The sequence below is a fragment of the Nocardia sp. NPDC023733 genome, from assembly GCF_040639775.1.
In the GTDB taxonomy this organism is placed as follows: domain Bacteria; phylum Actinomycetota; class Actinomycetes; order Mycobacteriales; family Mycobacteriaceae; genus Nocardia; species Nocardia rosealba.
This window is the reverse complement of the sequence record NZ_JBFAAN010000005.1, coordinates 367,808-393,595: the sequence shown is the minus strand read 5'-3', so window position 1 is coordinate 393,595 and position 25,788 is coordinate 367,808. Positions and strand designations below refer to the sequence as shown.

25 protein-coding genes are annotated in these 25,788 nt (G+C 67.4%); 2 read left to right on the top strand and 23 right to left on the bottom strand.

Annotated elements, in window-relative coordinates:
• Window positions 1-109: 109 nt before the first annotated feature.
• The 23 genes from murA to argS form a co-directional block, all read right to left on the bottom strand.
• Window positions 110-1,390, bottom strand: coding sequence for a UDP-N-acetylglucosamine 1-carboxyvinyltransferase (murA, locus tag AB0F86_RS22100; protein WP_356984802.1), 1,281 nt, complete (start codon window positions 1,388-1,390; stop codon window positions 110-112).
• Between the two features lie 96 nt (window positions 1,391-1,486).
• A complete protein-coding gene (locus AB0F86_RS22095; protein ID WP_181697474.1) occupies window positions 1,487-2,083 on the bottom strand; it encodes a cob(I)yrinic acid a,c-diamide adenosyltransferase in 597 nt (198 codons plus the stop codon).
• A 1-nt stretch (window position 2,084) separates the two neighbouring features.
• Complete coding sequence (locus tag AB0F86_RS22090; RefSeq protein WP_067490432.1) at window positions 2,085-2,507, bottom strand: DUF2550 domain-containing protein; 423 nt, start codon at window positions 2,505-2,507, stop codon at window positions 2,085-2,087.
• 179 nt (window positions 2,508-2,686) lie between these two features.
• Window positions 2,687-3,079: a F0F1 ATP synthase subunit epsilon gene (locus AB0F86_RS22085; RefSeq protein ID WP_067490434.1), complete on the bottom strand. Its 393-nt coding sequence runs from the start codon at window positions 3,077-3,079 to the stop codon at window positions 2,687-2,689.
• Between the two features lie 6 nt (window positions 3,080-3,085).
• Complete coding sequence (atpD, locus tag AB0F86_RS22080) at window positions 3,086-4,534, bottom strand: F0F1 ATP synthase subunit beta (protein ID WP_067490436.1); 1,449 nt, start codon at window positions 4,532-4,534, stop codon at window positions 3,086-3,088.
• A 24-nt stretch (window positions 4,535-4,558) separates the two neighbouring features.
• Window positions 4,559-5,527: a F0F1 ATP synthase subunit gamma gene (locus AB0F86_RS22075; protein WP_067490441.1), complete on the bottom strand. Its 969-nt coding sequence runs from the start codon at window positions 5,525-5,527 to the stop codon at window positions 4,559-4,561.
• A 59-nt stretch (window positions 5,528-5,586) separates the two neighbouring features.
• Window positions 5,587-7,227 carry a F0F1 ATP synthase subunit alpha gene (gene atpA / locus AB0F86_RS22070; RefSeq protein ID WP_181697475.1) on the bottom strand — a complete coding sequence of 547 codons (1,641 nt, stop codon included), beginning with the start codon at window positions 7,225-7,227 and terminating at the stop codon, window positions 5,587-5,589.
• 69 nt (window positions 7,228-7,296) lie between these two features.
• Window positions 7,297-8,109, bottom strand: coding sequence for a F0F1 ATP synthase subunit delta (locus tag AB0F86_RS22065; RefSeq protein WP_356984806.1), 813 nt, complete (start codon window positions 8,107-8,109; stop codon window positions 7,297-7,299).
• 19 nt (window positions 8,110-8,128) lie between these two features.
• On the bottom strand, window positions 8,129-8,686 hold the full coding sequence (locus AB0F86_RS22060; protein ID WP_067490448.1) for a F0F1 ATP synthase subunit B: 558 nt from the start codon (window positions 8,684-8,686) through the stop codon (window positions 8,129-8,131).
• Window positions 8,687-8,691: 5 nt separating this feature from the next.
• Complete coding sequence (locus AB0F86_RS22055) at window positions 8,692-8,940, bottom strand: ATP synthase F0 subunit C (protein ID WP_067490449.1); 249 nt, start codon at window positions 8,938-8,940, stop codon at window positions 8,692-8,694.
• An 82-nt stretch (window positions 8,941-9,022) separates the two neighbouring features.
• On the bottom strand, window positions 9,023-9,856 hold the full coding sequence (gene atpB / locus AB0F86_RS22050) for a F0F1 ATP synthase subunit A (protein WP_225282119.1): 834 nt from the start codon (window positions 9,854-9,856) through the stop codon (window positions 9,023-9,025).
• Window positions 9,857-10,164: 308 nt separating this feature from the next.
• Window positions 10,165-10,632, bottom strand: coding sequence for a hypothetical protein (locus tag AB0F86_RS22045; protein WP_356984809.1), 468 nt, complete (start codon window positions 10,630-10,632; stop codon window positions 10,165-10,167).
• 19 nt (window positions 10,633-10,651) lie between these two features.
• The gene (locus AB0F86_RS22040) at window positions 10,652-11,782 is read right to left on the bottom strand and encodes an MraY family glycosyltransferase (RefSeq protein ID WP_067641551.1); all 1,131 of its coding nucleotides are present in this window, start codon (window positions 11,780-11,782) and stop codon (window positions 10,652-10,654) included.
• A gap of 13 nt (window positions 11,783-11,795) precedes the next feature.
• Window positions 11,796-12,461: an L-threonylcarbamoyladenylate synthase gene (locus AB0F86_RS22035; RefSeq protein ID WP_181697478.1), complete on the bottom strand. Its 666-nt coding sequence runs from the start codon at window positions 12,459-12,461 to the stop codon at window positions 11,796-11,798.
• Between the two features lie 196 nt (window positions 12,462-12,657).
• Window positions 12,658-13,539, bottom strand: a complete 882-nt coding sequence (gene prmC, locus AB0F86_RS22030; protein ID WP_356984812.1) for a peptide chain release factor N(5)-glutamine methyltransferase — start codon at window positions 13,537-13,539, stop codon at window positions 12,658-12,660.
• Window positions 13,540-13,619: 80 nt separating this feature from the next.
• The gene (prfA, locus tag AB0F86_RS22025) at window positions 13,620-14,690 is read right to left on the bottom strand and encodes a peptide chain release factor 1 (RefSeq protein WP_181697479.1); all 1,071 of its coding nucleotides are present in this window, start codon (window positions 14,688-14,690) and stop codon (window positions 13,620-13,622) included.
• Between the two features lie 95 nt (window positions 14,691-14,785).
• Window positions 14,786-15,019 (bottom strand): 50S ribosomal protein L31, encoded by a 234-nt coding sequence (rpmE, locus tag AB0F86_RS22020; RefSeq protein WP_067490466.1) that lies wholly within the window; start codon window positions 15,017-15,019, stop codon window positions 14,786-14,788.
• A gap of 208 nt (window positions 15,020-15,227) precedes the next feature.
• Window positions 15,228-17,330, bottom strand: coding sequence for a transcription termination factor Rho (gene rho / locus AB0F86_RS22015; RefSeq protein WP_356984814.1), 2,103 nt, complete (start codon window positions 17,328-17,330; stop codon window positions 15,228-15,230).
• A gap of 264 nt (window positions 17,331-17,594) precedes the next feature.
• Window positions 17,595-18,521, bottom strand: a complete 927-nt coding sequence (thrB, locus tag AB0F86_RS22010; protein WP_225282128.1) for a homoserine kinase — start codon at window positions 18,519-18,521, stop codon at window positions 17,595-17,597.
• A 25-nt stretch (window positions 18,522-18,546) separates the two neighbouring features.
• Window positions 18,547-19,641 (bottom strand): threonine synthase, encoded by a 1,095-nt coding sequence (thrC, locus tag AB0F86_RS22005; RefSeq protein WP_356984815.1) that lies wholly within the window; start codon window positions 19,639-19,641, stop codon window positions 18,547-18,549.
• Window positions 19,638-20,972: a homoserine dehydrogenase gene (locus AB0F86_RS22000; protein ID WP_067641542.1), complete on the bottom strand. Its 1,335-nt coding sequence runs from the start codon at window positions 20,970-20,972 to the stop codon at window positions 19,638-19,640. The genes thrC and AB0F86_RS22000 overlap by 4 nt, the downstream gene beginning before the upstream one ends.
• Window positions 20,969-22,390 (bottom strand): diaminopimelate decarboxylase, encoded by a 1,422-nt coding sequence (gene lysA, locus AB0F86_RS21995; RefSeq protein WP_356984817.1) that lies wholly within the window; start codon window positions 22,388-22,390, stop codon window positions 20,969-20,971. Before lysA ends, AB0F86_RS22000 begins: the two co-directional genes overlap by 4 nt.
• 34 nt (window positions 22,391-22,424) lie before the next feature.
• Window positions 22,425-24,086, bottom strand: a complete 1,662-nt coding sequence (gene argS / locus AB0F86_RS21990) for an arginine--tRNA ligase (RefSeq protein WP_356984819.1) — start codon at window positions 24,084-24,086, stop codon at window positions 22,425-22,427.
• Window positions 24,087-24,175: 89 nt separating this feature from the next.
• On the opposite strand from argS, the gene AB0F86_RS21985 reads away from it, so the two are divergent.
• Together AB0F86_RS21985 and AB0F86_RS21980 are read left to right on the top strand one after the other, a co-directional pair.
• On the top strand, window positions 24,176-25,054 hold the full coding sequence (locus AB0F86_RS21985) for a DUF3105 domain-containing protein (protein ID WP_181697484.1): 879 nt from the start codon (window positions 24,176-24,178) through the stop codon (window positions 25,052-25,054).
• Window positions 25,054-25,743: a DUF305 domain-containing protein gene (locus AB0F86_RS21980; protein ID WP_356984821.1), complete on the top strand. Its 690-nt coding sequence runs from the start codon at window positions 25,054-25,056 to the stop codon at window positions 25,741-25,743. Before AB0F86_RS21985 ends, AB0F86_RS21980 begins: the two co-directional genes overlap by 1 nt.
• The last annotated feature ends 45 nt before the right edge of the window (window positions 25,744-25,788 follow it).

Sequence of the window (25,788 nt, the reverse complement as noted above, 5' to 3'; positions counted from 1 at the left end):
TCATCGTACTACCTCGTGTCTCAGCGGGGCTGAGTCGGTGTCCGTGTCGCTCTGACTCGAACTAAGTTACGTGCCGCCAAACACGAAGTCAAATCGGCTGGTCAGCAGGCTATTTCGGCGTACCGACGCGCTCGACCTGTCCACCGAGGGCTTGCATCTGCTCGACGAACTTGGGGTAGCCGCGGTCGATGTGGAACACGTCGTGCACTTCGGTGACGCCGTCGGCGACCAGACCGGCCAGCACCAGGCCGGCGCCGGCACGGATGTCGGAAGACCACACCGGGGCGCTGGACAGGCGCGGGATGCCGCGGACCACGGCGTGATGACCGTCGGTGCGGGCGTCGGCGCCGAGGCGGATCATCTCCTCCACGAAACGGAAACGGGCCTCGAAGACGTTCTCGGTGATCATCGAGGTGCCGTCGGCGATGGCGGCCAGGCCGATGGCCATCGGCTGCAGATCGGTCGGGAAACCCGGGAACGGGAGCGTCGCGAAGTTCACCGCACGCGGACGCTCCGGCTGCACCACACGGAAACCGTTGGGCTCGTAGGAGATTCGCGCACCGGCGGAACGTAGCTTGTCCAGCACCAAGGCCAGGTGCTTCGGGTTCACCCCGGTGACGCGCACATCACCGGTGGTCATCGCGGCCGCGATCCCCCAGGTGGCGGCGACGATGCGGTCACCGATCACCCGGTGCGTGGTTGGCCGAAGGCTCTTGACGCCCTGCACGGTGAGCACCGAGGAACCGGCACCGTCGATCCGCGCACCCATCTGCGTGAGCATGGTGCACAGGTCGACGATGTCGGGCTCGCGTGCGGCGTTGTCGATGACCGTCTCGCCCTCGGCGAGCACCGCCGCCATCAGGATGTTCTCGGTGGCGCCCACCGACGGGAAGTCGAGCCGGATCCGCGCGCCCTGCAGCTCCTCGGCCTTGGCGACCACACATCCGTGCTCGATCTCGCTGGTCGCGCCAAGCAGACGTAGACCGGCCTGGTGCATATCGAGCGGACGCGAACCGATCGCGTCACCGCCGGGCAGGGCAACGACCGCGCGCTTACAACGAGCCATCAACGGACCCAGCACACACACCGAGGCGCGGAACTGGGTGACCGCCGGGAAGTTCGCGTGGTACTTCGGCTCCGCCGGGGTCACGATCGTCACGACCGATCGGTCACCGCTCTCGTCGTCGGAGATCGTCACATCACAGCCGAGGCCGCGCAGTACCTCCGCCATCAGCGGGACATCGAGGATGTCGGGACAGTTGGTGATGGTGGTTGTGCCTTCGGCCAGCAACGACGCGGCCATCAGCTTCAGCACGCTGTTCTTCGCGCCGCCGACCGCGACCTCGCCGACGAGCTGATTACCGCCGGAGACCAGAAACCGTTCGCTCACCCCGCCAGCTTATCGACCGATGCGCCACGACACGCCCCCCTGTCACCAAACCGGCTCGATCGGGCCGGAACTCGTGACCGCCGAGCCGCTTTCGCGCTAGCGTCCACCGCCCGGTTGCCACAGCACGTCACCTTCGGGATTGGTGTAGCGGCTGAGGATGAACAGCAGGTCCGACAGACGATTGAGGTATTTCGCGGGCAGCACGCTCGTGTCGTCGGGGTACGCGGCGACCGCGGCCCAGGCCGATCGTTCGGCGCGGCGGGCAACCGTACGTGCGGTGTGCAACAGCGCGGCCAACGGCGTGCCGCCGGGCAGGATGAACGAATTCAGGGGCGCGAGAGACTCGTTGAACTCGTCGCACCACGCCTCGAGCCGGTCGATATAGGACTGGGTGATGCGCAGCGGCGGGTACTTCGGGTCGGCCACGATCGGGGTCGACAGATCCGCGCCCGCGTCGAAAAGGTCGTTCTGGATCTGGCGCAGCACCGACAGGATCTCGGGTGCCGGCGTACCGAGGGCAACCGCGACACCGAGCGCGGCATTGGCCTCGTCGCAATCGGCGTAGGCGACCAGGCGCGCGTCGGTCTTGGCGACTCGGGAGAAATCGCTCAGGCCCGTTGTTCCGTCGTCACCGGTTCGGGTGTAGATCCGGGTGAGGTGGACCGACGATCGTGGCTGCGAGTCGTCCGGCATCTCAGATCGGGCCCTTTCGCTTGGCACGGTCCGACGGCCGCGACTCCATCCACGACAGAAAAGCCGCCATCGATCCGCGGTCGAGTGCCAATTCGAAGCTGGCGTGCGGGTCGGTGACGGCTACCACGACGATGTCGTCGGTCATGATGTCGAACTCGTCGCCCTGGGGATGCCTGCGTTCGACGATTTCGAGGCCCTGACGGTGAATCGTGCTGTCCGGGCCGAATTTGAGGCTGGTGAGTTTGAAGAAGACGAGCCGGTCCTCGTCGTAGCGGATGAGGCCGTGCCGCCAGCCCTGGCCGCCGCGCGCGGGCAGTACCCGCAGCAGCGCGGCCGTCCCACCACGACGCAGCATGACCAGCCGATAGGTGGAAGCGCCTGCGATGAACACGAGCGTCAGCACCAGAATGATCAGGAGAACCATCCCGGTTTGCAATGCCGTACGCCCTTTCGCTCCACTCGGGTGCCGTGGACACCCCTGTCATATTCAATCACGGGCGCCCGAAACGGTTCCGCCCGGATCCGCCATCCGCCGGATATAACACTGCCGGCGGTGAACTCCAGGAGTTCACCGCCGGCAGTATTCGTGTCGCTGTACAGCGATCAGGACGCCGTGGTCGCCTCGACGGCCCGGACCTGACCCTGCGCCGCGCGCAGCTGCGCCTCGTCGGCATCCGCGTCGGCGAGCACCTTGCGTGCCGCGTCGACATCGACCTCGCCCGCGAGATCGGCCGACTCGGCCAGCACGCGAACGGTATCGGCGGTCACCGAGAAGAAGCCGCCGTGTACCGCGGCGACGATCCGCTCACCCTCGGTCGGCACGATGGTCACCGTGCCGCCCTCGACGAGCTGACCGAGCAGCGGCTCATGGCCCGCCATGATGCCGATCTGCCCCTCGGTGGTCTGCGCGCTGACGAACGAAGCCTGGCCGGACCAGAGCTTACGTTCGACAGCCACGAGATCAACCGTCATCGTCCTGGAAGTGGACTCTGCCATCGTTGACTACTTTCCGGCGATCTTCTTCGCAGCGGCCTCGACATCGTCGAGTCCACCGCAGGAGTTGAACGCCTGCTCCGGGAAGTGGTCGAACTCGCCCTTGCAGACCCGGTCGAAGTCGTCGATGGTCTGCTCCAGCGGCACGACCGAGCCCGGCTGACCGGTGAACTTCTCGGCCACGATGAAGTTCTGGCCGAGGAACTTCTCCAGACGACGGGCACGGCCGACGAGGACCTTGTCCTCTTCGGAGAGCTCGTCCATACCGAGGATGGCGATGATGTCCTGCAGCTCCTTGTACTTCTGCAGGATCCGCTTGACCTCGTTGGCGACCCGGAAGTGGCGCTCGCCGACGATCGAAGCCTCGAGGATACGAGAGGTCGAGGTCAGCGGGTCGACGGCCGGGTAAATGCCCTTCTGCGAGATCGGGCGCGAAAGCTCGGTCGTCGCGTCGAGGTGGGCGAAGGTGGTCGCCGGCGCCGGGTCGGTGTAGTCGTCGGCGGGGACGTAGATCGCCTGCAGCGAGGTGATCGAGCGACCACGGGTCGAGGTGATGCGCTCCTGGAGCTCACCCATCTCGTCCGCCAGCGTCGGCTGGTAACCCACGGCCGAAGGCATACGACCCAGCAGGGTCGAGACCTCGGAACCGGCCTGGGTGAAACGGAAGATGTTGTCGATGAAGAGCAGCACGTCCTGGTGCTGGACATCGCGGAAGTACTCCGCCATGGTCAGCGCGGACAGGGCCACGCGCATACGCGTGCCCGGCGGCTCGTCCATCTGGCCGAAGACGAGGGCGGTGTCCTGGAGGACGCCCATCTCTTCCATTTCCAGGTGGAGGTCGGTGCCCTCACGGGTACGCTCACCGACGCCCGCGAACACCGAGGTGCCGGAGAACTCGCGAGCGATACGGGTGATCATCTCCTGGATCAGAACGGTCTTGCCGACACCGGCACCACCGAACAGACCGATCTTGCCGCCCTTGACGTACGGGGTGAGCAGGTCGATGACCTTCACACCGGTCTCGAGCATCTCGGTCTTACCCTCGAGCTGATCGAAGCTCGGGGGCTTGCGGTGGATGCCCCACTGCTCGCCGTCGCGGCCGAGGCCGGGCGAGTCGAGGCAGTCGCCGAGGGCGTTGAACACGTGGCCCTTGACGATGTCGCCGACGGGCACCGAGATCGGCTTGCCCGAGTCGGTGACGCTCGCGCCACGGACCAGGCCGTCGGTCGGCTGCATCGAGATGGTGCGCACGATGTTGTCGCCGAGGTGCTGGGCGACCTCGAGGGTGAGGGTCTTGGCCACCGACGCGAGCTTGATGTCGGTGTTCAGAGCGTTGAACAGCTCGGGAATGGCGCCACGCGGGAACTCGACGTCCACGACGGGGCCGATGACACGGACGACGCGGCCGGCGGTTTCGCCCGCCTTCTTCGCGTTGTCCTGAGTGACAGCTGCGGTCATTAGATTGGTTCTCTTCCTGCGCTTCTAGTCGCGGTCCGAGCTCGACGCCAGCGCGTTCACGCCGCCGACGATTTCGCTGATTTCCTGCGTGATCTGGGCCTGACGCACCGAGTTCGCCTCGCGCTGGAGCACACTGGCCAGCTCGTTGGCGTTGTCGGTCGCCGCCTTCATTGCGGTGCGCCGAGCCGCGGACTCGGATGCCGCTGCCTCGAGCAACGATGCGTAGATTCGCGTGTTGACGTACTTGGGCAGCAGAGCACCCAGCAGCACGTCGGCGTCCGGCTCGAACTCGTACTGCGCCGAGACAACCACGTTCGGCGAGTCCGACATGATGTCGTCGCCGAGCTCGTAGTTCTCGTCGACGAAGCTGACCTGGATCGGCGCCAGGCGGCGCACCTCCGGAGTCTGGGTCAGCATCGAGACGAACTTGGTGTACACGATGTGCAGCTCGTCGACACCCGCCATGGTCCCGCCGCTGAGCGCCGGAACCTCACCGTCGGAGCCGGCCATGAAGGCCTCGACCAGGTGCTGGCAGGCGGCCGACGCATCGGTGTACTTCGGCTGCTGCGAGAAACCGGTCCACGACGCCTGGAACGGGCGGTTGCGGAACTTGTAGTACGTGAGGCCCTTGTTGCCCATCACGTACAGCACCGGTTCCTTGCCCTCGCCACGCAGGGTGGTCATGAGCTCCTCGGCGCGCTTGAGCACGTTGGAGTTGTAGCCACCACACATACCGCTGTCACTGGTGATCACCAGGACAGCGGCCCGCCGGGCATTGGGGCGCTCGGTCAGCAGCGGGTGCGACAGGTTCTTCGAGGCGCTGGCCAGCTCACCGAGGACCTTGGTGATCTCCTCGGCATACGGCTTGGCGGCCGCGACCCTGGCCTGGGCCTTGGAAATTCGCGAGGTCGCGATCAGTTCCTGAGCCTTGGTGATCTTCTTGATCGAATTCACACCACGAATGCGGGAGCGCAATTCGCGCAAACTTGCCACTACGATTCACTCCCTTCATTCGCCGTATCGATAGTTGCCGACATCAGTGCTGACCCGGCTTACTTGTCGACGTGCTTGCGGGTGACCGACAGCGACTCGACCTCTTCGTGGTCAAGGTCGCCCGCGGCGGCCTCGTTCACGACGCGGCTGCCGTCCGAAGCAAGGAAGCCCTGCTTGAACTTGTCGGTCTCGGACTTGATCGCCTCGGCGGCCTCGCCGTCGAGCGGCTTCTTGCCACCCTCCAGCGCGTCGAACGACGACTGGGTCACGCTGTGCAGGTGCTCGAGCAGCTCGGTGGTGAAGCGACGCACGTCGGCGACCGGAACCGAGTCGTAGTAGCCGGCGTCGACCAGGTAGATCGAGATGACCTGATCCTCGACGGCGACCGGGGAGTACTGGTTCTGCTTGAGCAGCTCCACCCAGCGGGCACCACGCTCGAGCTGGGCCAGCGAAGCGGCGTCCAGGTCGGAGGCGAAGGCGGAGAACGCCTCCAGCTCGCGGTACTGGGCCATTTCCAGACGCAGCGAACCGGCGACCTTCTTCATGGCCTTGGTCTGGGCGGCGCCACCGACACGGGAGACCGAGGTACCGACGTTGATCGCCGGGCGGACACCCTTGTTGAACAGGTCGGACTCGAGGAAGACCTGGCCGTCGGTGATGGAGATGACGTTGGTCGGGATGAACGCCGAGACGTCGTTGGCCTTGGTCTCGATGATCGGCAGACCGGTCATTGAGCCGCCGCCCATCTCGTCGGACAGCTTCGCGCAACGCTCCAGCAGACGGGAGTGCAGGTAGAAGACGTCACCGGGGTACGCCTCGCGGCCCGGCGGACGACGCAGCAGCAGCGAGATGGCGCGGTAGGCCTCGGCCTGCTTGGTCAGGTCGTCGAACACGATGAGGACGTGCTTGCCCTGGTACATCCAGTGCTGGCCGATGGCCGAACCGGTGTACGGAGCCAGCCATTTGAAGCCGGCGGAGTCGGAGGCCGGGGCCGCGACGATGGTGGTGTACTCCATCGCGCCGTGCTCCTCGAGCGCGGTCTTGACGCCCGCGATGGTGGAGCCCTTCTGGCCGATCGCGACGTAGATGCAGCGGACCTGCTTGGTCGGGTCGCCCGACTCCCAGTTCGCCTTCTGGTTCAGGATCGCGTCGACGGCGACGGCGGTCTTGCCGGTCTTGCGGTCGCCGATGATCAGCTGACGCTGGCCGCGGCCGATGGCGGTCAGCGCGTCGATCGCGGTGATACCGGTGGCCAGCGGCTCCTCGACCGGCTGACGCTCCAGCACGGTCGCGGCCTGCAGCTCCAGCACGCGGCGGTCGTCGGCTTCGATCTCGCCCAGGCCGTCGATCGGCTGGCCGAGCGGGTTGACGACGCGACCGAGGAACTTGTCACCGACGGGAACCGACAGCACGTCGCCGGTGCGGCGGACCTGCTGGCCCTCCTCGAGCGAGGCGTACTCGCCGAGGATGACGGCACCAATCTCGGTGTCCTCGAGGTTCAGCGCGACGCCGAGGACGCCGCCCGGGAACTCGAGCAGCTCGTTGGCCATCGCCGACGGCAGACCGCTGACGTGCGCGATGCCGTCGCCGGTGTCGGTCACGAGGCCGACTTCTTCGATGGAGGTTTCCGGGGTGTAGCTCTGGGTGTAGCTCTCGATCGCGCTACGGATCTCGTCGGAGGAGATCGTCAGCTCCGCCATGTTGTTCCTGCTCTCGCTGTGGTCTCGAATGTCGGGGGTTGAAGAAGAACTGCGAAGGTGGCGTCCTGGTCAGGACATCGCGCGGCGCAGCTTCTCCAGTCGGCCGGTGGCGCTGCCGTCGATGACGTCGTCTCCGACGCGCACGACGACGCCGCTCAGCAGCGTCGGGTCGACCTGCACGTGCACGGTGACCGCCTTGCCGTAGATCCGCTGCAGGGAAGCCGCCAGCTTCTCCTTCTGCTGATCGTTCAGCGTGACCGCGGCGTGCACATGGGCGACGATCTGGTCACGACGGGCCGCCGCCAGATCGGACAGGGCGTCGAAGGCGACGCCGATGTTGTTGGTCCGCAACCGGACGACGGCCTGCTCGGCCAGCGCAACGGTGACCGGCTCGGCCTTACTGTTGAGCAGCCGCTCGATCAGCTCACGCCGCGCCGAGGCGGGCTTGCCGTGATCGGACAGTGCCTGCTCCAGCTGCGGGTTGTCGGCGATGATCCGGCCGAGCCGGAACAGCTCGTCTTCCACCGCGTCGAGCCGGCCGCCGTCGGCGGCGGACTCGAGCAGAGCCTCCTGCCCGAGCAGCTCCAGGGTGTCGACCAGGTCGCGGGTGCGGGACCAGTTCTGCGCCACGGCGGTGGTCAGCACTGCCTGCGTGGCAGCGCTGACCTTGCCGCCGAAGATCCGCTCGCTGAGTTCAGCGCGCGCCGAACCCGGCACCGAGGCGTCCGCGAGCGCCACACGCAGCGAACGCTGGTCGTCCAGCACGGCGACAACGGCGAACAGTTCCGACCCCGTTGTGGCCGCGACAGTTTCGCTTCCGGTCAACGCGGCCCGAAGCGCCTCGCGAGACCGGGCACTGGCCTCGCGGCTCGCTGCGTACATGCTTCTCACTTTCGCGTCGCTACCTTCCGACCCCGATGGCGTCGGTGTCGTCGAGTTCCTTGAGGAACTTGTCGATCGACGCCGCCTGCTTGGCTTCGTCCGAAACCGACTGACCGATGATCTTCTCGGCCAGCTCGACGGCCGTACGGCCGACCTCGGAACGCAGCTCCGTCAGGATCTGCTGGCGCTGGGCTTCCAGCTGGGAGTGACCGGCGGCGACGATGCGGTCGCTTTCGGCCTGGGCGTCCTGGCGCATCTGCGCGAGGATCTGCTGCCCCTGGGTGCGCGCATCCTCACGGATACGTGCGGCCTCGAGCCGGGCGTCGGCCAGCTGCTGCTGGTACTGCTGCAGCGTCTGCTGTGCCTCCGCCTGGGCTGCTTCGGCCCTGGCGATACCGCCTTCGATCTTGTCGGTGCGCTCTTCGAGGGTCTTGGTCACACGTGGGATCACGTACTTCCAGAACAACAGACCGATGACGATGACACAGACGATCGACCAGACGATGTCGTACGTTGCGGGGACGAGAGGATTCACATCCTCTCCCCCTTCGGCGGCGAGCATCATGATTTCGCGCATCGGAATCAGAAGATGAAGCCGGCGACGAGGCCGATCAGCGCCAGGGCTTCGGTGAACGCGATACCGAGGAACATGGTGGTGCGGATCTGGCCGGACAGCTCGGGCTGACGCGCGATGCCCTCGATGGCCTTACCGACGACGATGCCGACGCCGATGCCGGGGCCGATCGCAGCGAGGCCGTAGCCGATGGCTCCGAAGCCCTTGAAGGAGCTTTCGGTGTTCGCGGCTTCCTGGGCCAGGTAAGCGAGGCTCATGAGTCTTCTTTCCCTTTCTGTTGCTCACCCGCCGGTCGGCGTGTGCAGCAGGTTTGGCGGTATGTAGGTGGTTCGGTCGGGTCTAGTGGTCGGCGGCGTGCTGCGACTGCCCGATGTACACGGCGGCCAGCAGCGCGAAGACGTAGGCCTGCAGGAAGATCACCAGCAGCTCGAACAGAGTGAAGCCGATGGCAGCCAGCAGCGAGAAGGGCGAGAAGACCTTCATCCACGCGGTCGCGTCGAACAGGAAGAACCAGGTGGCGCTGAAGAACAGCACCAGCATGATGTGGCCGGCCAGCATGTTGGCCATGAGACGGACGGTCAGCGTGAACGGGCGCAGGATGAAGGTCGAGATGAACTCGATCGGAATCAGCAGCACGTGCAGCGCGATCGGCACGTCGGGGACGACGATGCTGTGGCGGATGTAGGAGAAGAACCCGTACTTCCTGATGCCCACGTAGTTGTAGACGATGTAGACGATCGCGGCGAGGACCAGCGGCATGCCGATGCGCGCGTTCGACGAGATGTTCAACCCGGGAATCACACCGGAGAAGTTCAGAAAGAGAACCGTGAAGAAGATCGTCGCGAGCAGCGGGAGGAACTTCTTGCCGGATTCTTTGCCGAGTACCTCGTCGGCGATCTGCTCCTTGACGAAAACCACACCGGCTTCCATCACATTCTGCAGGCCGCGCGGCACGATCTTCGGCGAGCGGAAAGCCAGCACGAAGACGGCCACCAGAACGGCGGTCATCAACAGCCGGACCAGCATCAGGCGATCGAGTTCGAACGGCGTACCCTCGAACAGCACCGCTGGAGGGAAGAAGTCGGACAGCGATGGCGCGTGGAACTCGCCCGCCGCCAAAGTGATGACGCTCAGCGTTCTCTCCCGTGTTCGGGCCGCGGGTACGACTGTCATTCCCGCGGTTCGATCGGACATTGACGATCAATGGGGGTCGACTTTTGTCGGCTCGAAATTCGACAGCCGCTGATACGAGGGATACCTGTATTAGCTTCTGTACGGGCGTCGGCGACATCGTCGACATGCTTCAACCGGGCACATTCCACCCGGATCGGCAGTAAGCATAGCGGCCCCGGGTGGGATCTCGGTGATCCCCCCTTGGTAACCCGAGGCATAGCCCGAATCCCCGGACCGCGCCCCTAGCTTGGGTGCTTGCTTACCAACACTTTACCAAGCTATCTACGACAGTGCGTAGCTGGGTGGGATTATTCCTGCTCGGAAGCCGTTTCGCTGTCTCCCGCGCGTGTCGTGACGTACGGGACCTTGTGTCGCACAACGCCGTAGGTTTCGGCACCGAGCACGATCAGCAGGGCTCCTACCACGGTGAAGAACAGCGCGGGCCTGCTGTAGAAGTCGAACTGGTTGAGCACACCGACGACGATCAGCACCACAAGCAGCTTGGCGACCCAGCTGACCAGCATGACCATGCCCGCCATCGTGGGCGGCAGCTTGGCACCAAGCAGCACCGACACCACGGTGGTGAGGATGAATCCGCCACCGATCGCGGCGCCGAGCAGCGCGCCCCACAGACCGGGCATCCCAGCGAGGAGGGAGGCGATCACCACCGACGCGACCACGAGCACGCCGAGGCCGATCAGGCCGTAGCGCAGCGCGGCACGCAGCGGGGCGTCGGGGCCTAGCACGGTTTCGGGTGTAAAGCTCACGGCCCGCACTTTACCTTGCGGGCCGAAGTCAATGCTGGGCCGACTCCGTGCGGCGCATCGAGGGGATCACCGTCACCACCAGCGCGAACACCAATCCGCCCGCCACCAGCAACACCACAAGCCGCCGGTCCATCAGCGAAGTTCCCACCGCACCGAAGGCGAGCACGCCGACCCATAAATAGATGAGCAACACCACGCGGCGCTGGGAATGCCCGATCTGCAGCAATCGGTGATGCAGGTGCATTTTGTCCGGTGTGGAAAAACTCACGCCGGCGCGCACACGGCGCACGATCGCCAGCAACAGATCGAGCACCGGAATGAACATCACCGCGCCCACCAGCAACAGCGGCGAGAGCAAACCCACAATGTCGCGCGGGCCATAGCCCTGCAGCGGAATTCGGCCCGACGCACCGGTGGAAACAGCTGCCAGCATCAAACCGATCATCATCGACCCGGTATCGCCCATGAAGATTCGGGCCGGGGAGAAATTGTGCGGCAGAAATCCGAGGCACGCACCGGCCAGCGCGGCGGCCAGCAAAGCGGGTGGATAGGTGTCGACCGAGCCGCCCTGGTCGTAGAGCAAACCCACGGAGAACGCGAAAACAGCCACCGCGCAGATCAAACCGAGGCCGGCGGCCAGGCCGTCCAATCCGTCGACGAAGTTCATCGCGTTGACGAGCGTGACGGTGATGCCGACCGTCACCAGGCCGCCCTGCAGTGCGTCGAGCACCACGGTCGTGTCGTTGAACGGGTCGTAGATCACGTACCAGCTCAGGCCCATCACGGCCATCACACCGGCCGCGGTGACCTGTCCGGCGAATTTGGTCAGTGCGTCCAGCCCCCAGCGGTCGTCGACTATGCCGACGAGCACGATGATCGTCGCGGCGACGAGCACGGCGGGAATATCGGGCGCGTAATCGAAGCCACGGCGCAGCGCGGGCAATTGATGTGCGAACAAGATCGCGGCCACGACGCCGACATACATACCGACGCCGCCCATCCGGGGAATCGGTTTGACGTGCACATCGCGTTCACGCGGAATCGCCACGGCGCCGAAACCGATGGCGAGCACCCGGACACCGCCGGTGGCCAGGAAGGTCACCGTTGCCGAGACGAGCAGCACGAGCAGGAGCTCACGCAGGGGAACGACTGAGCTCATCGCAGGCGGGCGATCACCGGTTGGCGGAGCTGGTCAGGGCCTCGGGTGCCATCCCGAGCACCTCGGCGATATCGGCCACCGGCACCGCACCCTCGCGCAACACCCGAGGTTGGTCCGCCGTGAGGTCGACGATCGTTGAGGCGACGGCGTGCTCGGCCGGGCCGCCGTCGAGGTACACGCTCGCCAGCGAACCGAGTTGTTCACGAGCCTGTTCGACGGTGGTGGCGGGGGGCTGCCCCGACACATTCGCACTCGACACCGCGAGCGGGCCGACCGCGCGCAGCAGCTCCAGCGCCACCGGGTGCAGCGGCATCCGCAGCATCACCGTGCCGCGCGTGTCACCGAGATCCCAGGCCAGCGAAGGTGCCGCCTGCACAACGAGACTCAGCGCACCGGGCCAGAACGCGCGGATCAGGTCACGTGCCTGCGGACGCACCGAGAACACGAGTCCGTCGATGGTGTGCCACGAGCCGACGAGCACCGGAACCGGCATATCGCGACCGCGCCGCTTGGCGGCCAGCAGGTCGGCGACGGCGGACGAATCGAACGCGTCGGCGGCGATGCCGTAGAGGGTGTCGGTTGGCATCACGACGAGGCGACCCGACTTCAACGCACTGGTGGCCGCGGTGATCCCCGCGTCTCGAGACGCCTCATCGGCACAGTCGTAGACAGTACTCAAAGCTGTCCGCCTCCTCCGCGTACTTTCCCGGTCTTTAGCTGCGGGCAAGAGTGTAGCCCCCGGTTCGAGGGGCGAGAGCCGAGGGACTTTGGGGCGCTCATCCCGGTGTTAGCCAGGTGATTGCCTGATGGAGCGCGGTCATGTCCGGCGGACACAGCGCAGCCTGTCTACCTGCGTGACGCTCCGGCTGTCGCGCTCAGGTGTTCAAGGGGCGGCGCGCGGTGACGAAGCGCGGCTTGTCGGACAGGTCGGTGTGTTCGGCGACGTCGGTGAGGTCGGCGGCCGACAGCAGTGCCGCCACTCCCCCGCCGTTGGTGTCGTCGTGTTCGACGGCGGTGGCGCCGCCGGGGCGCAGGAGGCGGGCGATCGTGGGGACCATGCCCCGGATAACGTCGAGACCGTCGGGACCGCCGAACAGGGCGCCGTGGGGGTCGTGGTCGGCGACTTCGGGGTCGAGGACGGCGTCCTGGGGAATGTAGGGCGGGTTGGCGACGACCAGGTCGGCGCGGGCGGTGAGGTGTTCGACCACGAACGGGTCGGTGACGTCACCGGAGTACAGGGTGATGGGGGTGTCACCCGCGGCGATGCGCGTATCGGCGTTACGGCGGGCCCAGCGCAACGCGTCGGGATCGAGTTCGACGGCGTGCACATCGGCGTCCGGCCGGGCGTGCGCGATGGCCAGTGCCAGCGCGCCCGAGCCGGTGCACAGGTCGACGACGATCGGTGCGTGCGCGAGCGGCTGTGCCTCGAGGAAGCCGAGCGCCCAGGCGAGCAGCAGCTCGGTTTCCGGACGCGGCACGAACACGCCGGGCCCGACGACGAGGTCGACGGCGCCCATCGGCGCGGTTCCGGTCAAGTGCTGCAACGGGACTCGCGCCGCACGCTGGTCGATCAGCGCCTCGATGCGCGCGGCGGTGTCGGTGTCGACCATCGGGATCAACGCAAGGCGCATCCGCTCCACACCGAGCGCGTGCGCGGCGAGGTTCTCCGCGTCGAACATCGGCGAGCCGACTCCGGCCTCTTCGAGGCGCGCGCCGGCCCTGACGATCAAGGGCCGCAACGGGATTCGCGCGGTCACGGGCTCATCCGGCAATGTCACCACGACCTCCGAAGGTGCGCGAGATCGCGTAGGCCGTGCGGCACGGGTCGTTCACGTTCTTACTCGGCAGCCATCCGGGCCTCGCGCTCGGCTTTGCCGAGCGCGTCCAGCAGCGCGTCCATGTCACCGTCGAGGACGGCGTCGAGGTTGTGCGCCTTGAACCCGATGCGGTGATCGGCGATCCGGTTCTCCGGGAAGTTGTAGGTACGGATGCGCTCGGAGCGGTCGACGGTGCGGATCTGGCTGGCACGCCCCGCCGCTGCCTCCTGCTCGGCCTGCTCCTCGGCCAGCGCCTGCAACCGGGCGGCGAGGACCTGCATGGCACGGGCCTTGTTCTGCAGCTGCGAACGTTCGTTCTGGCAGGTCACCACGATGCCCGAGGGCAGGTGGGTGATGCGGACCGCGGAGTCGGTGGTGTTCACGCCCTGACCGCCCTTGCCGGAGGACCGGTACACGTCGATGCGCAGGTCGGTCTCGTCGATCTGCACCTGCTCGACCTCGTCGGGCTCCGGGTAGATCAGCACGCCCGCGGCCGAGGTATGGATGCGGCCCTGCGACTCGGTCACCGGCACGCGCTGCACGCGGTGCACGCCGCCCTCGAACTTGAAGCGCGACCACACCCCGTCGCGCGCGGCGTCCTTGCTCTTGATCGACAGCGTCGCGTCCTTGTATCCGCCCAGGTCGGAGTAGGTGACGTCGAGCGTCTCCACCTTCCACCCGTGGCGTTCGGCGTAGCGGATGTACATGCGCGCCAGGTCGGCGGCGAACAGCGCCGATTCCTCGCCACCCTCGCCGGACTTCACCTCGAGCACCACGTCGTCGCCGTCGTGCGGGTCGCGTGGGGCGAGCAGATCGGCGAGGGCCTGCTCGAGTTCGGCCAGCTGGGCTTCCAGCCCGGGCACCTCGGCGGCGAAGGTGGCGTCGTCGGCGGCCAGCTCACGGGCGGCCTCGAGGTCGTCGCGCACCGCTTCGAGCTTGCGGTAGGTGCTCATCACCGGCGCCAGCTCGGCGAACCGCTTGCCCACCCGGCGTGCCGCGCCCGCGTCGTTGTGCAGCGACGGATCGGCCAGCTGCGTCTCCAGGCCCTGGTACTCGGCCAGAATGTCGTCGATGGCGGACGGTTGCGTCACGGGAGGATTCCTTCGGTGTGCGGGGCGACGGCTCGGGTAGAGAAACCACCGACGCCCGGCCTGCAAGATGCAGAACCGGGCGTCGGGGGAGGCAACTAGCTTTCGGCGTCGGCCTTCTTGCCTGCGCGCTTGCCGTAGCGAGCCTCGAAGCGAGCCACGCGGCCGCCGGTGTCGAGGATCTTCTGCTTGCCCGTGTAGAACGGGTGGCACTGCGAGCAGACCTCGACCGTGATCTGGCCGGACTCCTTGGTGGAGCGAGTCTGGAAGGTGTTGCCGCAACCACACACGACGGTGGTGTCGACATACGTGGGGTGGATTCCTGCCTTCATGGGCGTCCTCTCGATAATGGTCGCCGGGTCGTAGCCCCATGGAGTGGAGTACGTGAACCGGAACCGACTAGGCGGGATGTCTGCGAGCTCGCAGACACACAGCGGTCCAGTATGCCAGACCCGGCCGCCCTCATGAGAACACCCCCTACCCTTCGGATGTTCCCGGCAAACCGAAAGGGCCCCGCCGAAGCGGAGCCCTTTCGTTCTGTCACTCGTCGAGTGCGCCCGGTGCGGTCTTGGAGACCGACATCAGGAACTCGAGGTTGTTCTTCGACTTCTTCAACCGGTCGATGAGCAGGTCGATCGCCTGATGCGAATCCAGGCCCGAGAGTACTCGGCGCAGCTTGTGCAGCACCGCGGCCTCGTCCGGGGACATCAGCAGTTCGTCCTTGCGGGTACTCGACAGGTTCACGTCGACCGCGGGGAACACGCGGCGCTCGGCGATCTTGCGGTCGAGCTTGAGCTCGGCGTTACCCGTGCCCTTGAACTCCTCGAAGATCACCGTGTCGCCGGTGGAACCGGTCTCGACCAGCGCCGTGGCGATGATCGTGAGCGAGCCACCGTTCTCGATGTTGCGCGCCGCGCCGAGGAACCGCTTGGGCGGGTACAGCGCGGTCGAGTCGACACCACCGGAGAGGATGCGGCCCGAGGCGGGCGAGGAGTTGTTGTACGCGCGGCCCAATCGGGTGATCGAGTCGAGCAGCACCACAACGTCTTTGCCCATTTCCACCAGTCGCTTGGCCCGCTCGATGGCGAGTTCGGCGACGGAGGTGTGGTCGGCCGGCGGACGGTCGAAGGTGGAGGCGATGACCTCACCCTTCACCGAACGCTGCATGTCGGTGACCTCTTCGGGACGCTCGTCGACCAGCACGACCATGAGGTAGCACTCGGGGTTGTTGGTCGCGATCGCGTTGGCGATGTCCTGCACCACGGTCGTCTTACCGGCCTTGGGCGGGGAGACGATCAGCGCGCGCTGGCCCTTGCCGATCGGCATGATCAGGTCGATCACGCGGGTGCTCAGCTTGTTGGGCGTGGTCTCGAGGCGCAGTCGCTGGTTCGGGTACAGCGGGGTGAGCTTCTGGAAGTCGGGACGACGCTTGGCCGCCTCCACCTCGCCACCGTTGACCGTGTCCAGGCGCACCAGCGGGTCGAACTTCTGGCGCTGGTTGCTCTGCTCGCCGTCGCGCGGTGCGCGGACCGCACCGGTGATGGCGTCACCGCGGCGCAGACCGTTCTTGCGGACCAGGTTCATCGACACGTACACGTCGTTGGGTCCGGCCAGGTAGCCGGAGGTCCGCACGAAGGCGTAGTTGTCGAGCACGTCGAGGATGCCCGCGACGGGCTGCAGGACGTCGTCCTCGCGGATCTCGAAATCGCGGGCCTCGCCGCCACCGGAACCCGTGCCACCGTCGCGGTCACGCCCACGACGACGCTCACGGAAGCGACGGCCCCGGCGACCGCGGCCGCCTTCCTCGTCGTCGCCACCACGATCACGGTCGTCGCGCGGGCCACGATTGCCGCCCGCGTTGCCGTTCTGGTTCTGGTTGCGCTCGCCGCGTTCGTTCTGGTTGCGGTCGTTCTGATTACGCTCGCCACCGGCATTGCGGTCGTTGCGTTCGCCACCGGCATTGCGGTCGTTGCGCTCGCGACGACGCTCGCCCTGCTCGCCACCCTCGGCCTGCTTGGGCTCCTCGGCGCGAGTCTCGGTGCGATTCTCGGCGGGAGCGTTCTCGCCGCCACCGGAACGGGCCTGGTCACGACCGCGACGCTGCCTGCCACGGCCACGCTGACCGCTCTCGCGACCGGACTCCTCGCCCGCCTCGGCGGGCGCTTCGGTCTTGGCCTCGACCGGCTTGGTCGCAGCGGTCTCGGTCTCGGCCGGCTTGGTCTCGGCGGCCTTGGTCTCGACCGGCTTCACCTCGGCCGTCTTCGCCTCCGGCGCCTTGGCTTCGGCGGCGGGCTTCTCGGCCTTGGCGGGCCGTTCCCGCTTGGCGGGAGCGTCGCTGGTGGCAGGCGCGTCGGCCGTCACGGCGGCGGCTTCGGCAGGCTTGGCACCCCTGGCAGGCGCTCCGGCCTGGTTTTCTTTGATTGCGGCGATGAGATCGCCCTTGCGCATACCGGAGGTGCCTCGGATACCGAGTTCCCCAGCGAGCGCACGCAACTGCGGCAACAGCATTCCAGTCAGCCCCGATCGTGCGACGTCGGTGTGTTCGCTCTGTTTCGAAATCTGTCCGGATTCACTTTCGCGGCCGCCCGAATTCGTCGGGTCGGTATCCACCCCGGGTGTCGCGAGCAGGTCCGTTTCTGTCACGGAAATCCTTTCCTTCCCTCGAATGCCGTGTGCTGAGTCGAGGGTTCGTTCCGCAGACCCGGCAACATATGCCGAGCTCGGATTATGCGTCCCACAGGACGCTTGTGCCGTACTACCCGCCCCGCCGGACCGGAGGCTTCGCCACCAGAAGAAAGTGGTGAGGGGAGCGATTGCCCTGATGAAGCACCGGCGTCTGATGCGCACGATGTACGGACCAGCCCAGAATAGCCGCCTATCACGAACAACGGCAAGGCAGGCACGCCGTCAGTCGATCGACACCCCGTCGGCGATACCGGGCTCGACCACGCGCAAACCGTCCTTCTCGGCCAGTTCGCGCAGGTCAGCAGGGAATTCCGTGGTCGCAAGCGCGAGGATGGTCGGGCCTGCGCCCGAGACCGTCGCGGCGATTCCGGCGTCGCGCAGCCGCTCGATCCAGGCGGTGGTGAGCGGTAGCGCGGGGGCACGCTGGGTCTGGTGCAACCGGTCGGCGGTGGCGGGCATCAGCAGGTCGGGACGCTCGGTCAGCGCGACGACGGCCAGGGCCGCCCGGCTCACGTTGAACGCCGCATCGCCGTGGGGCACCTGCTCGGGCAGCAGCCCGCGCGTGTGCGCCGTGGACGAACGCTCCTGCGGAATCAGCACCACCGGACGCAGCGCCCGCGCGGGATCCAGGCGCACGGCCCGGTAGGCGCGGACCTGCTCGTCGTCGGTCTCGGTCCACGAGACGACGACTCCGCCGAGCACGCTGGCCGCGGCGTTGTCGGGATGACCCTCGAACTCCGAGGCCAGCTGCACCAGGCGGTCACCGTCGAGTTGCAGCGCCGGATCGAACTTCGCGGCCAGTCCGGCACCGGCGGCCAGGCCACCGACTACGGCCGACGCGCTGGAACCGAGACCGCGTGAATGCGGAATCACGTTGCGGCACACGACATCGAGGCCGTCGGCCCAGACGCCGAGCGATTCCAGGCCGCGCTCGATGGCGCGGACGACCAGATGGGTTGGCCCCCACGGCACGTCGTCGGCGCCCTCGCCCTCGACCCGGATCGCGAGACCGGATTCGGTGGTGCGCACGACGATTTCGTCGTAGATGCCCAACGCCATTCCGAGACAATCGAATCCGGGTCCGAGGTTGGCGGTGGAGGCCGGGACGCGCACGGTCACTTCGAGACCGGCGGGCAGGGTCGCTGTCATCAGCGTCGGCTCACGTGCGGTCAACTCAGGCCAGCTCGAGTTCGCGGGCGATGGCGACCGGGTCCACCGCGATCGGCTTGACCTCGGGCATTCCGGCCAGCGCGTTGTCGGGGTCCTTGAGGCCGTTGCCGGTGACGGTGCACACGACGGTCAGGCCCGAATCCAGCCAGCCCTCCTTGCGCGCGGCGAGCAGACCGGCCACGCTCGCGGCCGACGCGGGCTCGACGAACACGCCCTCGGTCGCGGCGACGAGACGGTACGCGGCGAGAATCTCTTCGTCGGTGGCTGCCCGGAAGGCACCACCGGACTGCTCCTTGGCCTCCATCGCACCGTTCCACGAGGCCGGTGCGCCGATACGGATCGCGGTGGCGACGGTCTCGGGGTCCTTCACCGGAGCACCGTTGACCAGCGGCGCGGCACCGGCGGCCTGCACACCGAGCATGCGCGGCAGCACCTTGGTGATGCCGTCGGCGTGGTATTCGCGGTATCCGCGCCAGTAGGCGGTGATGTTGCCCGCGTTGCCGACGGGCAGCACGTGTACGTCGGGCGCCTTGCCGAGCACATCGCAGATTTCGAAGGAGGCGGTCTTCTGCCCCTCGATGCGGGCCGGGTTCACCGAGTTCACCAGTCCGACCTGCGGGAATTCGGCGGTCACCTTGCGGGCCAGCTCGAGGCAGTCGTCGAAGTTGCCCTCGACCTGGATGATCTTGGCGCCGAGCATCACGGCCTGGGCCAGCTTGCCCATCGCGATCTTGCCCTGCGGGATCAGCACGGCGCATTCCATGCCGGCGCGGGTGGCGTAGGCGGCGGCCGAGGCCGAGGTGTTGCCGGTGGACGCGCACAGCACGGCCTTCTGACCGCGGTACTTCGCGTCGGTCATCGCCATGGTCATGCCGCGGTCCTTGAACGAACCGGTGGGGTTGGCACCCTCGACCTTCAGGTACACCTCGCACCCGGTGAGTTCGGACAGGTGCGTGGCGGGGACCAGCGGAGTACCGCCCTCGAACAGGGTCACCGGCTCCCATTCGGCCGCACCGGCCAAGCGGTCGCGGTAGGCCGCGATCAGGCCGGGCCAGCGCGAGTGCACACCGGCCTGGGGCGCGATGCCAGTGGAGTTCATGATTCTTCGGTGCCTTCCAGTCTGAGAACGCTGGTCACAGCGGTGACGGAATCCATTTCCGCCAGTACCGCGACAGTATCGGCCAGCGACGACTCCACCGCATGGTGGGTGACGACCACGAGCCGGGCGCCGTCGCCGTGACCCTGCTGGCGCACGGTGGAGATGCTCACCCCGTGCTGGGCGAAGGTGTCGGCGACCGCGGCGAGCACGCCGGGACGGTCCTCCACCTGCAGGTTCACGTGGTAGCGGGTGGGGGTGTCACCGATCGGCGCGATCGGCAGCTCAGCATAAACCGATTCGCCGGGTGCGCGACCACCGTAGAACTTGTTGCGGGCCGCCATCACCAGGTCGCCCAGCACCGCCGAGGCGGTCGGCGCGCCGCCCGCGCCCTGCCCGTAGAACATCAGGCGACCGGCGTTGTCGGCCTCCACGACCACGGCATTGAAGGCGCCGTTGACCGAGGCCAGTGGGTGCTTGCGCGGGATGAGCGCCGGGTACACGCGCACCGAGACGCGGTCCTTGCCGCCTTCGGCCGCGCTCGGCTCGCCGGGGACGCGCTCGCAGATGGCGAGCAGCTTCACCGTGCAGCCGACGGCCGAGGCGGTCTCGAGGTCTTCGGCGGTGATCTTGGAGATGCCTTCGCGGTACACGTCGGCGGCGGTGACGCGGGTGTGGAACGCGAGCGAGGCCAGGATCGCGGCCTTGGCGGCGGCGTCGTAGCCCTCCACGTCGGCGGTGGGGTCGGCCTCGGCGTAGCCCAGGTCGGTGGCCTCGGCGAGCACGTCGTCGTAGGCGGCGCCGGTCTCGTCCATCGCGGAGAGGATGAAGTTGGTCGTGCCGTTCACGATGCCGACGACCTTGTTCACCCGGTCACCCGAGAGCGACTGGATCAGCGGACGCACCACCGGGATCGCACCGGCGACCGCGGCCTCGAAGTACAGGTCGGCGCGGCTGCTCTCGGCGGCGGCGGCCAGCTCGCCGGTGTAGTCGGCCAGCAGCGCCTTGTTGGCGGTGACCACGGACTTACCCGCGGCGAGGGCGTCACCGATGAGCTTGCGGGCCGGGTCGATACCGCCCATGACCTCGACCACCAGGTCCACATCGTCGCGGGCCAGCAGCGCCTCGGCGTCGGTGGTGAGCAGCTCGGCGGGCAGCCCGCGGTCCTTGGACAGGTCGCGCACGGCGACACCGCGCAGCACCAGCGGCGCGCCGACGCGCGAGCGCAGGTCGTCGGCGTGGTCGCGCAGCACGCGCACCACCTCGGTGCCGACGGTGCCCATGCCGAGCACGGCTACGCCGAGCGGGCGCCCCGCGTCGTTGGTGCCGTTCATCCTTCTACCTCCAGGCTGAGCAGGTCCGCCACCGTTTCCCGGCGCAGAATCAGTCGCGACTTCCCGTCACGCACCGCGACCACGGCGGGCCGGGTGAGCAGGTTGTAGCGACTCGACATCGAATAGCAGTACGCCCCCGTCGCCGCGACCGCGACCAGGTCGCCCGGTCCGGCGTCGGCGGGCATCCATGTGTCGCGGATGACGATATCGCCGCTCTCGCAATGCTTTCCGACCACGCGCGCGACCACGGCGTGCGCGTCGGAGCTCCGCGAGACCAGACGGCAATCGTAATCGGCCTGGTAGAGCGCGGGGCGGATATTGTCGCTCATCCCGCCGTCGACACTCACGTACCGGCGACGCGCGCCACCGTCGAGCTCGACGTCCTTGATGGTGCCCACCTCGTAGAGGGTGACGGTGCCCGGTCCGGCGATCGCGCGGCCCGGTTCGACCGCGATGATCGGCTCGGGCAGCCCGGCGCGGGTGGCTTCGGCGGCGACCAGGTCGCGCAGCTTGGCGGCGAACTCGTCGAGCTCGGGCGGGTTGTCGCTGGGCAGGTAGGCGATGCCGAGGCCGCCGCCCAGGTCGAGGGTGGAGATCTGGGCGGTGCGTTCCACACCGAACTTGTCGATCGCCTCGCGCAGCAGGCCGAGCATGCGCCGAGCCGCGATCTCGAAGCCGTCGAGCTCGAAGATCTGCGAACCGATGTGGCTGTGCAGGCCGACCAGGCGCAGGTTGTCGGCCTCGAAGACGCGGGCCAGGGCTTCCATCGCGTCGCCGCCGGCGATCGAGAAACCGAACTTCTGGTCCTCGTGGGCGGTGGAGATGTACTCGTGGGTGTGCGCTTCGACGCCGACGGTCACGCGGACCAGCACGTCCTGCACCACGCCCGCCGCACCGGCGACGGCTTCCAGGCGTTCGATTTCGTAGAGCGAGTCGACGACCACGTGACCGACGCCCGCCGCGACGGCAGCTTCCAGCTCGGGGACGGATTTGTTGTTGCCGTGCAACGCGATTCGCTCCGCGGGGAAGCCCGCGTTGAGCGCGATGGCCAGCTCGCCACCGGAGCACACGTCGAGGGAGAGGCCCTCGTCGCGGATCCAGCGGGCGATCTCACCGCACAGGAACGCCTTCGACGCGTAGTGCACGCGAGCGGCGGTACCGAACGCGGCGACCATGTCGCGGCAGCGCGAACGGAAGTCGTCCTCGTCGATCACGAACAGCGGGGTGCCGTACTGCGCGGCCAGCTCGGTGACGGGGATGCCGGCCAGCCGCACCACGCCGTCGTCACCGCGCGAGGCGTTGCGGGGCCACACGTGCTCGGGCAGGTCGATCATCTCGCGCGGATCGGTCGGCCGCTCGCCGAGCGTCGGGGCGTGCGGGATCTCGGCGTGCCGAGGCCCGGCGGGGTGTGCACTCATCGTGGTGCGTCCTTCCTGAAAAAGTCTGCGGAGCTCACATGCGCTCCGGTGCGCTCACGCCGAGCAGGGCCAGGCCGTTGGCCAGCACCTGACGGGTCGCCTTCACCAGTTCGAGGCGGGCGGCGTTGAGCGGGCTGACGGCGTCGTCGCCCTTGGGCAGCACGCGCATGTCGTCGTCGGACTGGAACGGGTGGTACACCCCGGCCAGTTCTTCGAGGTAGCGGGCGATCCGGTGCGGTTCGCGGGTCTCGGCAGCGGTGGCGACCACGCGCGGGAAATCACCGAGGGTGCGGATCAGGTCACCTTCGCGGCTCGACGTCATCAGCGCGAAATCCGGTGTCACAGTGGCGAATTCGGGGTACTTCGCGGCATTGCCGATGATGCTGTTGGTACGCGAGTGCGCGTACTGCACGTAGTACACCGGGTTCTCGCTGCTGGCCTTGGTCCACAGGTCCAGGTCGATGTCGATGCTCGAGTTCACCGAGGACCGCACCAGCGAGTAGCGGGCGGCGTCGACACCGATCTGCTCGACCAGGTCGTTGAGCGTCACCACGGTGCCCGCGCGCTTGCTCATCTTCACGGCCTGGCCGTCCTTGACCAGGTTCACCATCTGCCCGATCAGCACCTCGACGGTGTCGGGATCGTCACCGAAGGCGGCCGCGGCGGCCTTCAACCGGCCGATGTAGCCGTGGTGGTCGGCGCCGAGCATGTAGATGGCCAGGTCGAACCCGCGCGAGCGCTTGTTCTGAAAGTAGGCGATGTCACCGGCGATGTAGGCGGCGGTGCCGTCGCTCTTGAGGACCACCCGGTCCTTGTCGTCACCGAATTCGGTGGAGGCGATCCACCACGCGCCGTCCTTCTCGTACAGGTTGCCCGAGTTCTTGAGCTGCTCGACCGCACGCTCGACGGCGCCGGAGGCGAACAGTTCGCTCTCGTTGAAGTACACGTCGAAATCGGTGCCGAAATCGTGCAGGTCCTGCTTGATCTGGGCGAACATCTGCTGCACGCCCTCGCGCCGGAACAGCTCGTGACGCTGATCGGCGGGCAGGGTGAGCGCATCGGGATGCGCGGCGACGATGCTCGCGGCGATCTCCTGGATGTACTCGCCCGCGTAGCCGTCCTCGGGCGTCGGCTCGCCGAGCGCGGCCGCGACCAGCGACTTCGCGAACCGGTCGATCTGGGCGCCGTTGTCGTTGAAGTAGTACTCGCGGGTCACGTCGGCGCCCTCGGCGGCCAGGATGCGGCCGAGCGCGTCACCGACCGCGGCCCAGCGGGTGCCACCGAGGTGGACGGGACCGGTGGGGTTGGCGGAGACGAATTCGAGGTTGATCTTGGTGCCGGTCAGCGCGGAGCCGGTGCCGTACTTGTCGGCCGCGGTCAGGATCTGGGTGACGATCGCGCCCTGCGCCGACGCGGCCAGGCGGATGTTCAGGAAGCCGGGGCCCGCCACTTCGGCGACCTCGACGCCCTCGGTGGCCGACAGGGCCTCGGCCAGCCAGCCCGCGAGCTCGCGCGGATTCGTTCCCACCCGCTTGGCCACCTGCATCGCCACATTCGTGGCATAGTCGCCGTGTTCGGGGTTGCGCGGACGCTCCACTGTGACCTGCTCGGGCAGGACCGACGAGTCCAGTCCACGTTCGACAAGCACCTTCGCCGCGGTGGTGCGAAGGAGATCTGCAAGGTCAGCTGGAGTCACGAGTCTCTATCCTATTGGCTGGGCGGCTCGCAACCACGACCGCCCGCCACGAACGCACCGATCCATACGTCGAAAGAGCTAACCGAGCGATGCCGAGCAGGACAAGCGCAACATCAGCCAAGGCCGTCCGGGCCGCGGGGAAGTCGTCTCCGTCCCGCAAACCGGGCAAGGGCAAACTTCCGGGCAAGAAGCGCGAAGTGCCCTGGGCCCTCCTCGGCGGCGGCGTGGCCATCGTCGCGTTGATCGGCCTGCTGGCCTACAGCCTGGTGCCCAAGTACATGGACCAGGCAGCCATCCGCGAAGCGCAGACCGACCTGTCCGAGTGGGCGCCCAGCGAGCAGAACCAGGATCCGGCGGCCAAGATCGAGGGCGTCGTGAAGCAGGAGTACCCGGCGGCACTGCACGTCACCGAGACCCAGCGCGTCGCCTACGACAAGTCGCCCGCCTACGGTGGCCCGCACGATGTGGCCTGGGCCAACTGCACCGGCACGGTGTACGCCAAGCCGATCCGCATGGAGAACGCGGTGCACTCGCTCGAGCACGGTGCGGTGTGGATCGCCTACAACCCCGACAAGGTCGACGCGGCCGGGGTGGAGAAGCTGTCGAACTTCGTCAAGGACCGGCCGTACACGATGATGTCGCCGTACCCGACCCTCGACAAGCCCATCGCGCTGCAGTCGTGGGGCCACCAGCTGAAGCTGGACTCGGCCGAGGACGCGCGCATCAAGCAGTTCATCTCCGCGCTGCGCACCAACCCGTACGCGCACCCCGAGGTCGGCGCCAGCTGCTCGAACCCGATCTTCGACGCCAACAACCCGCCGCCGTTCGACTCCTCGCCCTACGGCCCCGACGCCATCCCGATGGACGGCACCGGCGCCAACCAGGACGCGAGCGAACTCGGCGGACTCGGTTCGGGTGTCCCCGGCCTGCCGGGCATCCCGATGCCGGGCGCGCCGGCCGGTCAGTGATGAGTGAAACCACCGACGAACCCACCGGCAGGCGCCCTGCCGGTGCGGTGCTGGTGCTCGGTGCGATCGGCCTGCTCCTGCTCGGTGCCGTAGCGGGTGTGCTGCTGCGGATGCCGCTGGAGAAGGCCGAGTCGGCCGCACCCGGGCCGGTCGACATCGGTTTCAACCAGGACATGTCGGTGCACCACGCCCAAGCCGTCGATATGGCGGGCGTCGCGCTGATCGGTTCCACCGACAACGACGTGCGCCGCCTGGCCTACGACATCATGACCACCCAGTCGAACCAGATCGGCCGCATGCAGGGCTGGTTGCAGCTGTGGGACGCCCCGAGCCAGAGCGTCGAGGGTTTCATGGGCTGGATGAGCGAAGCCGACAGCGGACACGGCCACGGCGCGAGCCCGACCACCGCCCATCACGGCCCTGTCGCCGCGATGCCGGGCATGGCGAGCCAGGAGGAGATGACCGCACTGCGCCAGGCCACCGGTCCCGCCCTGGACACGATGTTCCTGCAACTGATGCTGCGCCACCACCAGGGCGGCGTCCCCATGCTCGACTACGCCGCCGAACAGGCCTCGACCACCGCGGTCCGGTCCCTCGCGGCCACCATGTCGAAGACCCAGTCCGGCGAATCGACCCTGATGACCACCATGCTCACCACCCGAGGCGCCGCCCCCCTCCCCCTCGGCTGACCCCGGTGCCGGCCGGGATCAACCCCCCGGTCCGGCACCGTTTTT